This is a genomic window from Pseudobdellovibrio sp. HCB154 (assembly GCF_046267985.1).
In the GTDB taxonomy this organism is placed as follows: Bacteria; Bdellovibrionota; Bdellovibrionia; order Bdellovibrionales; family Bdellovibrionaceae; genus Pseudobdellovibrio.
The window spans coordinates 1825371-1838674 of the sequence record NZ_CP176530.1; the positions used below are offsets into that span (position 1 = coordinate 1825371).

Sequence of the window (13304 nt, forward strand, 5' to 3'; positions counted from 1 at the left end):
TCACGATTAACTCATGGCTGAAGTTAGAGATATTCCTAAAGACACCATTCTATTTTATGAGGGAGAAATCCCCGACAACATGTACGTTGTTAAAAAAGGTGCTTTCGATATTATCAAAAAAATCGACGGCAAAGATGTTAAAGTCAGCGAAGCCAAAGAAGGCCAACTTATTGGCGAAATGGCACTTTTCGATTTAAAACCAAGATCAGCGACTATCAAAGCCAACCAAGATTCAGCAGTGGTTGTTTTACCGTATGTAAATTTATTAGATCAGTTAGAAAAATTACCAGCGTGGGTAAAAATCGTGATGCGCACGTTATCTGATAATTTACGTAAAACGACCGAACAACTAATGAAGAAATAAACCCACTAAACGACACTCTGTATTTCGGTTTACACAATCAAAAGATGTAAACCCAAAACAATATCAAATAAAAAAAGGAAGCCTTGAAGCTTCCTTTTTTATTACATTTTTAGCACCAAGGAGCGCGCTAGCGCTCCCTTTAGAATAGGGTCAACCAGAGGTTGATCAAAACTAGTAGTCTCCGTCTTCGTCCATACTTGGCGCTTCGCCAATACCACGAATTTCGTCTGCGAAGCTTTGTGTTTCTTCATCGTTTCCATCGATTTCGTTAAGCGCTGATTCATCAATTTCAAGTTCTTGAATCGCAGATAAAAATTCTTTTTCAGATTTAAGATCTTTTTTGATCATTTCTAAGAATTTATCTGGGTAACGTGAAGTTAAATCTTCTACATACTTTTCTAGTTTACCATCTAGTAAGATAGATTTTCTGATTTGGATTTTCTTCCAAAGTAATAAGTAATGGTAACGGCAGTAACCTTCAACGCTGGCTACTTGGTCACAGTCACGTACACGGCATAAACGACGACCTTCAGAGTCAGTTAGATAAATCTCTTCATCCTTTTGCTCTTCTTCTTCGTCGTCAGTTAAGTCTAAATTTTCCTCTTCGTCTTGTTCTTCAACGTCTTTCAAATCATCTTCATAATCAGAGATTTCAGAATCACCGAAATTGTCATCAAACGAGAAATCGTCATCATCATCAGTTGTCTTTTTCTCAGTTTTTTTCGATTTAGTTTTAAGCTTAGCGTCAGCCTTAGGAGCTTTAACGCTCTCAGCTATTTCTTTGGCTCGGGCTTTAGTTTCAACCTTTTTTGGAGCTTCAGCCTTCTTAATAACAGGTTTAGCCTCTTTTTTAAGAACAACTTTTGCTTTAGGTGCGGGCTTAGCTGCAGGTTTAACTGCTACTTTTGCCTGAACTTTAGCTTTTACTACAGTTTTAGCTGCAGGTTTTGCCTTAGCAACGGGCTTAACCGCTACTTTTGCTTTAATTTTAGACGCAATCTTCTTAACTATTGATTTAGCCACGAACACTCCTGATGAGATATACAAAATAGCGTTGCGACATATACTAAAAACTGTCAACGGGTTTTATTTTAATTTTTTTTCAGTGTCGTGTTAGAATATAGTGCTTTTACTTGAATTCAAAATTTAACAAAGGAATGTCGGGCTAAGCCCGCGAGGAATCAAAATGGAAAAAATCGTAATTGTATCAGCCCAAAGAACTCCCGTTGGAAGTTTCCAAGGTCAATTATCTACATTAGCTGCTCCCCGTTTAGGTGCGATTGCTATTAAATCTGCTTTAGAAAAAGCGAACGTTAAAGCCACTGAGATCGACGAAGTTATCATGGGTGAAGTTTTAACAGCCGGTGTTGGCCAAGCTCCTGCACGTCAAGCCGCGATCTACGCAGGTATTACTAATTCAGCTGTTTGTATGACAATCAACAAAGTTTGTGGATCTGGTTTAAAAGCCGTTATGCTTGCTGCTGATTCTTTACGTTTAGGTCACACAACAGTAGCTGTTGCCGGTGGACAAGAAAATATGTCACTAGCGCCGCACTTATTAGAAAATTCTCGTAACGGTTACCGTATGGGCGCAGTTTCTATGATCGATTCAATGATTAAAGACGGTCTTTGGGATCCCTACAACAATTTCCACATGGGTAACGCCGCTGAAATCTGTTCTCGCGAATTTTCTTTCTCTCGCGAAGCTCAAGATGCTTTTGCTATTGATTCTTACAAAAAAGCTCAAGCAGCAACGGCTGCAGGCCATTTCAAAAACGAAATCGCTGATGTAGTTATCGAAGGTAAAAAAGGTAACGTGACTGTTTCTATCGACGAAGAGCCAACGAAAGCTATGTTTGATAAAATGCCAGGTTTAAAACCAGCCTTTGAAAAAGATGGAACTATCACTGCAGCTAATGCTTCAAAAATCAATGACGGTGCTGCCGCTGTTGTTTTAATGACTGAGTCAGAAGCTAAGCGCCGTGGTTTAAAACCACTTGCCGCTATCGTTTCTCAAGCGACATTTGCTCAAGATCCTAAATACTTTACAACAGCTCCTGTTGGCGCGATTAAGAAATCGTTACAACTGGCTTCATTAAACGTAAACGATATCGATCTTTTCGAAATCAACGAAGCATTTGCCAACGTAACAATGGCTGCACAAAAATCTTTAGAAATTCCAATGGAGAAAATCAACGTGCACGGTGGTGCGATTGCTATTGGTCACCCGATCGGCGGATCTGGCGCTCGTATTTTCACTACACTTGTTCACGGTCTACACACACGCAATGCTAAACGCGGTTTAGCGACTTTATGTATCGGCGGCGGTGAAGCTGTTTCTGTCATCGTGGAGAAAATCTAAGATGTCTTCTAAAGTTTACGCTAACGCTAAAGAAGCTTTAAAAGGAGTTGCTGACAACATGACAATGTTAGTTGGTGGCTTCGGGCTTTGTGGTATTCCAGAAAACTGTATCGAAGCTTTACGCGATTCAGGCGTTAAAGGTTTAACTTGCGTAAGTAACAACGCAGGTGTTGATGATTTCGGTTTAGGTCTATTATTACAAACTCGCCAAATTAAAAAGATGATGTCTTCCTACGTAGGTGAAAACGCTACGTTTGAAAAACAATTCATGTCTGGCGAATTAGAATTAGAATTTTGCCCTCAAGGTACTTTAGCTGAGCGTTTACGCGCTGGTGGTGCAGGTATTCCTGCGTTCTACACGCCGACGGGTGTAGGCACTAAAATCGCTGAAGGCAAAGAAGTTCGTCAATTTGAAGGCCGTGATTTCGTTTTAGAAAAAGGTATCGTTGGTGATTTCGCATTTGTTAAAGCTTGGAAGGGCGACAAATTCGGAAACTTAGTTTTCAGAAAAACAGCTCGTAACTTTAACCCGATGATTGCAACTGCCGGAAAAATCACAGTAGCTGAAGTTGAAGAATTAGTTGAAGTGGGCGAACTCGATCCAGATCAAATCCACACACCTGGCGTTTACGTGCAAAGAATTTTCAAAAGCACTAACTTACAAAAACGCATCGAACAACGTACTGTAAGAAAAGGATAAGACGATGCCATTAAATAAAGAACAAATTGCACAACGTATTTCTCAAGAAGTTCAAGATGGCTACACTGTTAATCTTGGTATCGGTATTCCAACACTAGTTGTGAATTACATTCCTGCATCTAAAACTGTTATGTTTCAGAGCGAAAACGGTCTTTTAGGCATGGGCCCATTTCCAATGGAAGGCACTGAAGATGCTGACCTTATCAACGCCGGAAAACAAACTGTAACTGCACTTAAAGGTGCTAGTTTCTTTTCATCGGCAGATTCATTTGCAATGATTCGCGGTGGTCACATTGACTTAACGGTATTAGGCGCTATGGAAGTCGATGAACAAGGATCGATCGCTAACTGGATGGTTCCTGGCAAAATGGTTAAAGGTATGGGCGGCGCTATGGATTTAGTAGCCGGTGCTAAAAACGTGATTGTGGCTATGCAACACGTAGATAAAGAAGGTAATTCAAAACTTCGCACAAAATGTACTCTGCCGTTAACAGGTGTAAAGTGTATCAAAAAAATCGTTTCTGATTACGGCGTGATCGACGTAACGGATAATGGTTTTGTCTTACGTGAATATGCTCCAGACTTAACAGCTGAAGCTGTCGTTAAAGCGACTGAAGGTAAAATGACAATCGCTCCTGACTGCAAACCTATGAAGTTCTAACATGGGAGAGATTTCTATCTCTTCTATGTTTGCCTCCTTTGTATTTAGTGTGATCGGCTTTTGGCTTTTTAAACAAGGTCGAAGCCGCGCAGAGGTGCGTTTAATGCTCATCGGGCTTGCAATGATGGGTTACACTTATGTAACTTCATCGCCTGCTGCTGATTGGGGTATTGGCGTTGCTCTGTGTGGATTAGCCTATATGTTCTGGGCGTAATCTAGAACTAAAACTCGAGAAGAAATTTCACGAAACTCGGCGCCAATGAACAATTCTTGCGCTTTTTTGCTAGTGCCACTCTGACATTCTAAACTTGGCCCTACGCTTGCTTTAGTCGTATCCGAACCACTAACGGAGACTAAAGAAAATGAAAACAGTTCTTATCGGATTATTACTATTAACTACTAAAGCTTTTGCTCAGCTGCCACCTTCAGCTGCTGTCACTGGCGTACGCATCGACGGCTCAGGTTGCGATGCAGGTTCTGCAAATGCCATCATCACTTCAGACTTAAACTACTTAAGCGTATTATATGATCGTTTTTCTGTAGAATTAGGCAAAGGCACAGCAAACCCTGGTGATTCAAACGATGAAAAAAACTGTTCTATCATCGTAGATATTAACGTTCCACATGGTTGGGCTTTTGATTTTGATCAAGTTGATTACCGTGGTTTCGTTGAAGTTACTAATGCAGGCGCTGTAGGTTACCAATTTATCAAAGCTGAAATCGAAGGCGGAAAAGCTTTTGGTTTTGAACAAAAATTATTTAAAGGACCTATCAATCAGAACTACGTAGTTTCTGTAAAAAACCAAGCTCCTGGTATTTTAGGAAGCTTTGGCAATATCGGTAAAATCGGTGGCGCTGTAGCTTGTTTAGCTGGTGGTCAAAATATTCGTGTAAAAATCAAATCACAAATCGGCGTTAAACAATTAATCAAATTCTTAAAACCAAGAGCACGCCTAGTGATCGACTCAACAGACGCGGCCTTTGGTCAAAGATTAAAATTTAAATGGAGACGTTGCGGCTAAATCTCTTTAACTGAAGCAAATCTTAAAGGCAGCTGTGAATCAGCTGCCTTTTTAAATTCTTCGCCACCTAGAGTGTGCACGTGTAACGAATTTGTTTTACCTTTTTCAGCGATCGGCTGACCTAAAGTGAAAATAATCTTATCACCCGTCTTACCTAAACCATTTTCAATCAATAGTTGCTCTACTTGAGAAATAATATCTCTTAAAGAACCGTAAGGCTGTAGAGTTAATGTTTGTAAACCCCAAAGAATTTCTAAACGGTTTAACACTTCAACATCTGTCGTGATCGCAATGATTTGCGCTTTCGGGCGGAACGTTGAAATAATTTGCGCTGTTTTTCCTGAAGTTGTTAAGCACACGATTGCTGAAGCATTTAACTTTAAAGCTGAAAGCACCGAACTTGCCGCAATGGCCGCTGGTGTTGATAACAATTCGTTCTCTAAAGAAAGTTTGTAATAGTTCTCTTCAGACTTTTCCACTTCAAGAATAATTTCGTGCATCGTACGAATCGCTTTAAATGGGTATTTACCACTCGCCGATTCAGCTGAAAGCATTAAAGCATCGGTTCCATCTAACACGGCATTAGCAACGTCTGTGATTTCAGCACGTGTCGGGCGCGGATTTTCAACCATTGAATCAAGCATTTGAGTCGCTGTGATTACGGGTTTTCCTAATTTATTACATAAAGAAATAATTCTTTTTTGCGAACTTGGTAAACGGCTTTGACCAACTTCTACAGCTAAGTCACCACGGGCTACCATCACAACGTCAGATAAACGCACGATTTCTTCTAGGTTTTCTAGCGCTTCTAACATTTCAATTTTAGCGACAATACGAGCCGGAGATTTATGTGAATCAATAATTTCACGCAATTGGCGAATATCTTTACCAAAACGCACGAAACTTAAAGCGATATAATCAACACCGTTTTTTAAACCGAAATCTAAATCTTTAAGATCTTTTTCAGTCATAGCTTCAACTGGAAGCATAACACCTGGAAGATTCATTCCTTTACGGTTTTTTAAAATTCCGCCGTAGATAACCTTAGCTTCTAAAGCTTTTTCACCGACTTTTAAAACTTCAAGTTCGATAAGACCGTCATCAATTAAAATTTTATTGCCGGGCTTAGCCGCTTTGCAAAGTTCTTTAAAATCACTTGGAATTAAACCTTCTTTACCTAACACGTCTTCAATCGTCACTGTGACAACTTGGTTTGGACTCAAGTTGATCGAGCCTTTTTCAAAAAGACCCACGCGAACTTTTGGCCCTTGAAGATCTTGTAAGATTGTAACTGGGGCATTGAGCTCTTTTGATTTTTCGCGAACAGCATGAATCACTTTTAAATGATCTTCATGCGTACCGTGACTGAAATTAAGTCTTGCGACATTCATTCCGGCGCGAATGGCTTTTGCGATATTTTCTGGGTCTTGAGTGGCTGGTCCGATTGTGGCTACGATTTTTGCTCTACGATGTGCTAACATTGAACCAGAATAGCGAGTTATTGAACGAAAGTCCTTTTAAAAAAAGTTTCTTTGTTTTTACGCTGCTCTTCACGAATGCGTTTCATACGCTCGGCTTCTTGTTTTTTTTCTTCTTCAACTGAAGCAATTCGGCGAGTCAGAATCTTCTTATGAAGAACCACATCTTGCTTGAAGCTTTTGTTGTAAATAGGCGAAATGTTTTTATATTCAGCTTTTAACGATTCGATATTATTGTAAAAGCCTGCAAGCTTTTTAATAAATGGCTCACGATCTAAAAGATATCTTTCAGGCTCACCATCTGTGAATTTATAGGCATAAAAATCCTTACCATCAATCACTTCAACCTGGTCTTTGGTAATATCTGCGTACGACGGAAACTTCGTCAGCGACACCCCTTTTACGCTGATGGGTGATTTAGAAGCCGTGATAATAAAACCGCCGACAACCGGCTCTAGATTAAGCTTTGTGAAATCTAAAACCTTCACTACGGAATTTTTTAAAAACACAAATTCAGTTTTACCGATAGCTGATTTATGGCGTGCGATTGATTTAAACGTGCATGGTAAAGTTTGTTTAGCTAGGCAATCTGAGGGCTGACTTACGATTTGACCGCTCTTAACGCTTGCGGCTTTATGATCGTCGTGACTTTTTTCGTGCGATTCACCATGATGACCACCGGCATAGGCCGTTAACGACAATAACACCACTAAAGAAAGTGCGATTTTTTTCATATTATTCTACCTTTAAGCCGCCAAAATCAGACTTGATAATGCCATTGATTTTGTACGCATCTTCTTTGCGATTAAGCGCTGAATAAGATTTTGATAACCACTGAAGGCCACGGCCCGTCCAATAAGACTGTGGATACTGAAGAACCATATTATCTAAAGTATCAATGCAAGGTTCGCTGATTTTAAAATTACCACATTGAAGAGCGATCGATTCATAATCTGCACGCGCTAAATGATCATCATTAGCCGTTGTCTTTTTGATTTTCTCGACCATTTCTAAGGCTTCTGCGTATTTCTTTTTTTGTTTTAATTCACTGATACGTAAGAAATAAAACTCAGAAAGATCCACATCTTTATGCTTCATCTTAGATAACGCTTTTTGAACATCGTTATCAACTGAAGCGATATTTCTACCTACAGAACTTTGCGAACTTTCAAGTTTAACTAATTGAATTTCTAGCTTTTTTTGCTCTAAGGCTTGCGATAGGAACTGAATACGCTTTTTATCGAATTCTGAGCCTTCCATATAAATGTCAAAGCAAATATAAAATGACGACAGGCCAAAAAGTAAGAATAAGCTCAAAAATAGATATTGGTAACTTCTACTCATGTCTCACATTTCGGCAATCCTTAGACTAAAGTTAAGAAAATCCGTAATGTTATGCAGAAAAAGATGACTGAAAACCGCGATCTTATTAGCTTCATGGTTCGTTTTTTATGTTATTGGGGAATAGATGAATAAAGCTGAGTTAGTTACGGCAGTTTCGGATAAAACTAAACTTTCAAAGTCTCAAGTTGAGACAATGATTAATACGACATTAGAAGTTATCCAGAAGACCGTGTCTAAGGGTGAAGAAGTAAAAATCGTTGGCTTTGGTTCATTCCAAATTCAAGCGCGCAAAGCTAAGACCGGCCGCAACCCAAAAACTGGTGAAACACACAAGATTCCTGAATGCTCTATTCCCCGCTTCAAGCCTGGAAAAGAATTCAAACAATTAGTTGATAAAAAGAAAAACTAATTTCTAAAACTTATCGAATTTTGATTTAAATGACGAAGGCCATGAGTCGATGATTTCAACCGCCTCATAGTACGCTTGCGTGAAGTGCTTACCATGTAAGTCTTTAAGCAACAATTGCTTGTGCTGAGGCAATTTTAGAATCTTTTTTTGAAAAGCCGTATAGACTTTTTCGCCCATGATGCCACCCAGAATTTGCGCGGCTGTGGCGTAGCTTTTTTTGTTTCGGCTAGCACTGTTTTTCTTTGTAACAAACGATAGATCTTGAAATGTAGCGAAACGAACTTCGTTTAACTTTTGTTCTAAAGCTAAGACTAAGGCCTCTTTACCTTTATCTGAGAATTGTTCTGATCTTAAAGCTTGGCGAATATCGTCGAAGGTGTCGGTTTTCTTTTTTGGATTTATGATCTTCGTTAAAAAGTATGTCAGCATTTCTACCCATACGTTTTTTAAAAAATCTTTTTTGCCATCCACCAACGATTTTTTATAAACGCCCAATTTATACAATACAAAAAGAGCTGCTACTTTTGAAATTTGATTTAATGAAGCGCGTGCGACAAAGCCCATTTGCTGCTCTGGGCAGTAGAAGGATTGGCCCGACAGAAGCATTTCTTTGTAGTACACACGTTCAATTGCTGGAAGCTTTTGAATTTTACTAAACAAAACTTCGTCGTTTACTGAGTATACCTCTAAATCATCAACTTTAATAGTGATGTTTAAGATGTTATTTAAAACTTGTACAGCTTGCGAAACGTGATCAGTTAAATCGTAGTCCTCAACTTTTACTTTTTTATCATGACCTGTTTCTAGATATAACAAGTAATCCTGCCATTTTACCCAAGGCACTACTGACATCAAGGCCCAACGATTCGTTGATAATTTAATAAAATCAATTGTTGAAGGATCTTTACCTTTTTTTAGAACTTTGAAATATAAATTTTCTGGGCTTTGTAGCAACACCACATCTGAAATTTTGCGGTTGAGCTTTTTAACTTCGGCTGGAAGATGTTTAGTAGCTAGATGAAAATCTCCGTACTGCACTAACATTTTACGATCAGCATTAGCTTTCAAAGCCTCAGAAATTGTAAGAGCTGTGGCTTTATCCTGATCGGCGAATTTTTTATTGCCACCGGCATTTAACGCGATAATAGGAACTTTATTTTGACTGGCCCACTTCATTAACGGACGCGTGAATTCCCACGGAAAACCCCAAATTTTCTTCCATTCGATTTTTTTTAAAAATTCGCGCTCGCTTAAGTGACCTTGAAGATACGTGTTAATAACTTTTTGATGTTCTGTGAAAAAACATTCTAAGCCTAAGCACACATTTTGAGCGCCAAGCTTACGCGCGATACGAAGAACCGCACGCGTTGATTGAGCTTGCGCGTGAAAATCGCCGATATAAACGATTTGACTTTTATCCATTTGTTTAAATAGTTCTTGTTTACGGCCCACTTCCCAGGGGGAACGGTTCAATTCTTGCTCGTAATTTTGTTGGTATTTTTGGATAGAACGCGTACGAAAGCCTACTAAGTCTTCAACCTTGCTGCGAATTCTCATGTAGTAATCATACTTAACTTTAACCAAAGTCATTGCACTATGTTAATAAATGATTGCTTGATTTCAACCTTTAATCGTCAAAAAATAACATTTAGTTATAATAATTTACTTTAGGAATACAAAATATGAGTAAAAAACTGAACTTTTTGTTATTAAGTTTCTTGGCTTCAATCGGTGTTTTTGGGTACCTGTCTTACCACCACTACATGGTAAAACTGGGCATGAGCGGAAGCTCTCTTTGTCAAATTAACGAAAAATTAAACTGCGATGTCGCAGCCATGAGTTCTTACGCTGAAATTTTCACGATCCCCATCGCAGTTCTTGGCCTAAGCTATTCAATTATTATGTTGGGCATTTTTCTTTTTGCCAAATTAGGTTGGTTTGAAGAAAGCGATGGCTATAAAACTATCGTTAAAGGCTTAACGGCTGTTTCGGCAGTTTTTTCGCTTGTACTTTTCTTCGTTTCTACAACGCAGCTAAAAACATTCTGCCCGTTCTGTATCGCTGGATATGTTCTATCATTTATCATTGTGTTTTTAACTTGGTCGCTATACTCAGACAGCAAGTTTAATTTCGCAGCTATTGCTGGCGAGAAAAATATTCTTGGAACTTTAGTAGCTGTGCCTGTTTTGGCTTGGTTTATTTCTGGTTCTGTTCGCGATAACTTTGGCTTATCGCAAATGGAAAAAATCGTTCCTGAAAAAGTTTATCACTGGCAACAATCACCAGTGGTTAATTTTGATAACGGTTTAGGCCTTGTTAAAGGCAGCAGCGAAGCTTCAGCTCCAGTTTTAACTGAATTTGCTGACTTTAAATGCCCGCACTGCAAAGTAGCCGCTGGAACAATCAAAAACTTCTTAGCTAGTAACAAAAACGTAAAAATGGTTTTCAAACCTTACCCACTTGATGGCGCGTGTAACCCACACATCCCTTCTAAAGGCGATGGTTCACGTTGTGAATTAGCTGGCTGGGCTTTATGTGGCGAAAAGCTATTCCAAAAAGGTTGGGATATTCACTACTGGATTTTTGATCATCAAGAAGCCATGATGCATGATTCAAATCTATCGTCTTATTTAGAACAAATGAGTAAAGAACTTGGCATAGACGGTGCGCAATTAAAAACTTGCGCAACTTCAGCTGAAACTTACGATATCATCAAAAAATCAACTGACGAAGGCGAAATGGCAAAAATCACTGGCACACCTTCGATCTTTGTAAATGGCAAAAAACTTGATTACGGCCAATACATCGACGTCCTACGTGGCGCGATCAACAGCCTTAAGTAATTATTGAATATTTAAAAGTTGAAAAACGTACTCAAGGGCTTTGTTAAGATAATCGTCAAACACGACGAAGAATGTCTGACCAAGTCCTTGAACAATCTCGATCACAACCGCAGAAATCACAACCACAACAATTGAAAACCATAGCGATTTCACAAGCACTGTTGTGGATTTAATATCTGAAAGACGCAATTCTTCCTGACAAGTTTCTACTTTCCTCATGACCGATTTTAACTCTTGAAAATGGTCACGGTATCTTTCGCGCAATTCATTTTGTTTTGATTTTGTAAGTAAACTCATTCCCGGAAAATTTCTTTTCGTACGAATGGCAAAAATCAAATCGATCGCGTGATTAATATAACGATCAACTCTGTCTTTAAAATTCGGATAGTCAGAATCACGATCTAAGAAATCTTTTAAGTAAGTGATAGCACGGTCATACTCTTCATTCGCCACAAACGTTAAAACGTTATAGCGAACGGTATCCGGCGCCCCTAGATCACTGATATCCAGGTCGCTCGCTCCTCGTCGGTCTTTATATGACAATGCACCCATAGCTGATTTATCGGCATTTGAGCAAAAAAACTGCAGTCAAATCACCCGATTTAGGTCCAGTTTTATGGTTTTAAGGCTTGCCCCTATTTCAGGTCTAGTCTGGTTATGCGACAATTATAGTGAAAACTTCAGGAGGAAGTTATGGATTTTGAGCTTAAGCATTTGGAAATGGTTCAAGGTGATACCTCAGCCGGCCGCACGACTCAAGCCACTCGATCACAGGATGTGACACCGAGATCTCTTGGTCAATCTCAGGTTTTAGAAGACCTGACTCAGCAAATTGAAGAACTTCAAAGTAAAATCAAAGTAAGTTACCGCAAATTATTACTTTATGAGACTGAGAATCAAAAATTAATTCAGGAAAAAAACGCGTTCTTTTTTGAAAATAAAATGTACGCGGAACACAATTCAATTCTTGTAGAAAAAAACAAAGAATTACAAGAAGACCACGACAGCATGTCTGCAAAGATCGACAAGCAAGCGCTTAAAATCGAAATCGCAGAAAAGCTTATTGAAACGCAAAAAACGGATTTAAGTCGTCTTTCAAAGTTTCATGAAAAAGTTAAAAATATTATTAAGCCATTTGTTGAAAATTTAAAAGAGCAAATCGCTACTCTAACTGCTGAAAACGAGCAAAAAACAAAGCTTATTACTCAAGCTGAAAATTACCAGACGCAGTTAGAAACTAACATCAGAACTTTAGAAGCAACGATTGAAACAAACTCTCAGCGCTACGCGAATGAGAAAAAATCGTTAATCCAAAGCTACGAAGAGCAAATTCACTTCTTATCTAAAGAAATCGTTGAACAGCAACAAAGAACTCTTGATGCCAACAACGAAAATCTTCGCCTGAAAAAGCAAGTTGAAACGAAGCACTTCGTTGAAAATGAACTGGTTAAGTACAAACGCGTACAAGATGAACATATCCAAACTATGAATGCATTACGTTTGAAAGAAAACGATTTACAACGTCAATTGACTGAAAGCCAATTGTCAGAATCGAACCATAAAAATCAAATGAATGTGACGAAGGCTGAGATGGAGCGACAAACTGAACTGCTTGACGCTACAAGAAAACAATTAAGTCATAAAATCACAGAAGTAGAAGATTTAACTTTAAGACTCAAAATGCTTGAAAAGTTAAATTCTAATCTTTCTTTAAATCTAAAAGATCATCAGATCTAATAGCATCCGATAAAGTCAAATAGGTCTTCATATTGATCCCTTTAAGCTCTAACAGGCGATAGAAATCATGCTGAAGGCCAACGACTTTTGCCTCAGGAATAACATTAATAGACTCAAAAAATGTGGTAATATTGGCTGACGCTGTGAATGATAAGCCTTCAAGGCAGAAAACGACCTTACGACCCTTTAATTTTCTCTCGCACACGTCTCTAAATGGTTTATTTTGATCTGGTTCGATACGGCCTTTAATTTCAACAACTGTAACTTGGCCAACTTCATAGAACTTTGCTTGCATATTCACCCGCCTACAAGACTTATCGAAATTACGCAAAAATAGTGAATAGACCTCAGTCTTGAAGTGACAAATTATTTTTCTCTTTTTAG

15 protein-coding genes are annotated in these 13304 nt (G+C 38.7%); 8 read left to right on the forward strand and 7 right to left on the reverse strand.

Annotated elements, in window-relative coordinates; all coding sequences use genetic code 11:
* Positions 1 to 13: 13 nt before the first annotated feature.
* Entirely contained in the window at positions 14 to 364 is a 351-nt protein-coding gene (locus ACKWCF_RS08910) for a Crp/Fnr family transcriptional regulator (protein WP_409477227.1), read from the forward strand.
* A gap of 171 nt (positions 365 to 535) precedes the next feature.
* Here ACKWCF_RS08910 and ACKWCF_RS08915 read toward each other — a convergent pair whose 3' ends face one another.
* Positions 536 to 1387, reverse strand: a complete 852-nt coding sequence (locus tag ACKWCF_RS08915) for a hypothetical protein (protein ID WP_409477228.1) — start codon at positions 1385 to 1387, stop codon at positions 536 to 538.
* A 163-nt stretch (positions 1388 to 1550) separates the two neighbouring features.
* On the opposite strand from ACKWCF_RS08915, the gene ACKWCF_RS08920 reads away from it, so the two are divergent.
* From ACKWCF_RS08920 to ACKWCF_RS08935, 4 genes are all read left to right on the forward strand, one after another.
* Positions 1551 to 2726 (forward strand): acetyl-CoA C-acetyltransferase, encoded by a 1176-nt coding sequence (locus ACKWCF_RS08920; RefSeq protein WP_409477229.1) that lies wholly within the window; start codon positions 1551 to 1553, stop codon positions 2724 to 2726.
* A 1-nt stretch (position 2727) separates the two neighbouring features.
* Entirely contained in the window at positions 2728 to 3426 is a 699-nt protein-coding gene (locus ACKWCF_RS08925; protein ID WP_409477230.1) for a CoA transferase subunit A, read from the forward strand.
* 4 nt (positions 3427 to 3430) lie between these two features.
* Positions 3431 to 4087, forward strand: a complete 657-nt coding sequence (locus tag ACKWCF_RS08930) for a CoA transferase subunit B (RefSeq protein ID WP_409477231.1) — start codon at positions 3431 to 3433, stop codon at positions 4085 to 4087.
* Between the two features lie 362 nt (positions 4088 to 4449).
* Positions 4450 to 5109, forward strand: coding sequence for a DUF4360 domain-containing protein (locus ACKWCF_RS08935; RefSeq protein ID WP_409477232.1), 660 nt, complete (start codon positions 4450 to 4452; stop codon positions 5107 to 5109).
* Here the strand turns inward: ACKWCF_RS08935 and pyk are convergent.
* Genes pyk through ACKWCF_RS08950 form a run of 3 tightly spaced genes read right to left on the reverse strand, consistent with a single transcriptional unit; the run spans position 5106 to position 7847 of the window.
* Positions 5106 to 6590 carry a pyruvate kinase gene (gene pyk / locus ACKWCF_RS08940; protein WP_409477233.1) on the reverse strand — a complete coding sequence of 495 codons (1485 nt, stop codon included), beginning with the start codon at positions 6588 to 6590 and terminating at the stop codon, positions 5106 to 5108. The two genes, ACKWCF_RS08935 and pyk, sit on opposite strands and share 4 nt — an antisense overlap.
* A 17-nt stretch (positions 6591 to 6607) precedes the next feature.
* A complete protein-coding gene (locus ACKWCF_RS08945) occupies positions 6608 to 7321 on the reverse strand; it encodes a hypothetical protein (protein ID WP_409477234.1) in 714 nt (237 codons plus the stop codon).
* A gap of 1 nt (position 7322) precedes the next feature.
* Complete coding sequence (locus ACKWCF_RS08950; protein ID WP_409477235.1) at positions 7323 to 7847, reverse strand: tetratricopeptide repeat protein; 525 nt, start codon at positions 7845 to 7847, stop codon at positions 7323 to 7325.
* Positions 7848 to 8055: 208 nt separating this feature from the next.
* Between ACKWCF_RS08950 and ACKWCF_RS08955 the strand changes: the two genes are divergently transcribed.
* Positions 8056 to 8340 carry an HU family DNA-binding protein gene (locus ACKWCF_RS08955; RefSeq protein WP_409477236.1) on the forward strand — a complete coding sequence of 95 codons (285 nt, stop codon included), beginning with the start codon at positions 8056 to 8058 and terminating at the stop codon, positions 8338 to 8340.
* Positions 8341 to 8343: 3 nt separating this feature from the next.
* Here the strand turns inward: ACKWCF_RS08955 and ACKWCF_RS08960 are convergent, their stop codons facing one another.
* Entirely contained in the window at positions 8344 to 9930 is a 1587-nt protein-coding gene (locus ACKWCF_RS08960) for a ChaN family lipoprotein (RefSeq protein ID WP_409477237.1), read from the reverse strand.
* Positions 9931 to 10022: 92 nt separating this feature from the next.
* Between ACKWCF_RS08960 and ACKWCF_RS08965 the strand changes: the two genes are divergently transcribed.
* Positions 10023 to 11183 (forward strand): vitamin K epoxide reductase family protein, encoded by a 1161-nt coding sequence (locus ACKWCF_RS08965; protein ID WP_409477238.1) that lies wholly within the window; start codon positions 10023 to 10025, stop codon positions 11181 to 11183.
* Here the strand turns inward: ACKWCF_RS08965 and ACKWCF_RS08970 are convergent, their stop codons facing one another.
* Complete coding sequence (locus ACKWCF_RS08970; protein ID WP_409477239.1) at positions 11184 to 11735, reverse strand: hypothetical protein; 552 nt, start codon at positions 11733 to 11735, stop codon at positions 11184 to 11186.
* Positions 11736 to 11876: 141 nt separating this feature from the next.
* Between ACKWCF_RS08970 and ACKWCF_RS08975 the strand changes: the two genes are divergently transcribed.
* Positions 11877 to 12920, forward strand: coding sequence for a hypothetical protein (locus ACKWCF_RS08975; RefSeq protein ID WP_409477240.1), 1044 nt, complete (start codon positions 11877 to 11879; stop codon positions 12918 to 12920).
* Here the strand turns inward: ACKWCF_RS08975 and ACKWCF_RS08980 are convergent.
* Positions 12883 to 13215, reverse strand: coding sequence for a hypothetical protein (locus ACKWCF_RS08980; RefSeq protein ID WP_409477241.1), 333 nt, complete (start codon positions 13213 to 13215; stop codon positions 12883 to 12885). The two genes, ACKWCF_RS08975 and ACKWCF_RS08980, sit on opposite strands and share 38 nt — an antisense overlap.
* Positions 13216 to 13304: the final 89 nt, after the last annotated feature.

Coding starts and splice junctions, on each gene's coding strand:
- ACKWCF_RS08925 (WP_409477230.1), top strand. CDS start 2,728: ATGTCTTCTAAAGTTTACGCTAACGCTAAAGAAGCTTTAAAAGGAGTT.
- ACKWCF_RS08920 (WP_409477229.1), top strand. CDS start 1,551: ATGGAAAAAATCGTAATTGTATCAGCCCAAAGAACTCCCGTTGGAAGT.
- ACKWCF_RS08930 (WP_409477231.1), top strand. CDS start 3,431: ATGCCATTAAATAAAGAACAAATTGCACAACGTATTTCTCAAGAAGTT.
- ACKWCF_RS08980 (WP_409477241.1), bottom strand. CDS start 13,215: ATGCAAGCAAAGTTCTATGAAGTTGGCCAAGTTACAGTTGTTGAAATT.
- ACKWCF_RS08935 (WP_409477232.1), top strand. CDS start 4,450: ATGAAAACAGTTCTTATCGGATTATTACTATTAACTACTAAAGCTTTT.
- ACKWCF_RS08955 (WP_409477236.1), top strand. CDS start 8,056: ATGAATAAAGCTGAGTTAGTTACGGCAGTTTCGGATAAAACTAAACTT.
- ACKWCF_RS08970 (WP_409477239.1), bottom strand. CDS start 11,735: ATGGGTGCATTGTCATATAAAGACCGACGAGGAGCGAGCGACCTGGAT.
- ACKWCF_RS08910 (WP_409477227.1), top strand. CDS start 14: ATGGCTGAAGTTAGAGATATTCCTAAAGACACCATTCTATTTTATGAG.
- ACKWCF_RS08965 (WP_409477238.1), top strand. CDS start 10,023: ATGAGTAAAAAACTGAACTTTTTGTTATTAAGTTTCTTGGCTTCAATC.
- ACKWCF_RS08975 (WP_409477240.1), top strand. CDS start 11,877: ATGGATTTTGAGCTTAAGCATTTGGAAATGGTTCAAGGTGATACCTCA.
- pyk (WP_409477233.1), bottom strand. CDS start 6,590: ATGTTAGCACATCGTAGAGCAAAAATCGTAGCCACAATCGGACCAGCC.
- ACKWCF_RS08960 (WP_409477237.1), bottom strand. CDS start 9,930: ATGACTTTGGTTAAAGTTAAGTATGATTACTACATGAGAATTCGCAGC.
- ACKWCF_RS08945 (WP_409477234.1), bottom strand. CDS start 7,321: ATGAAAAAAATCGCACTTTCTTTAGTGGTGTTATTGTCGTTAACGGCC.
- ACKWCF_RS08950 (WP_409477235.1), bottom strand. CDS start 7,847: ATGGAAGGCTCAGAATTCGATAAAAAGCGTATTCAGTTCCTATCGCAA.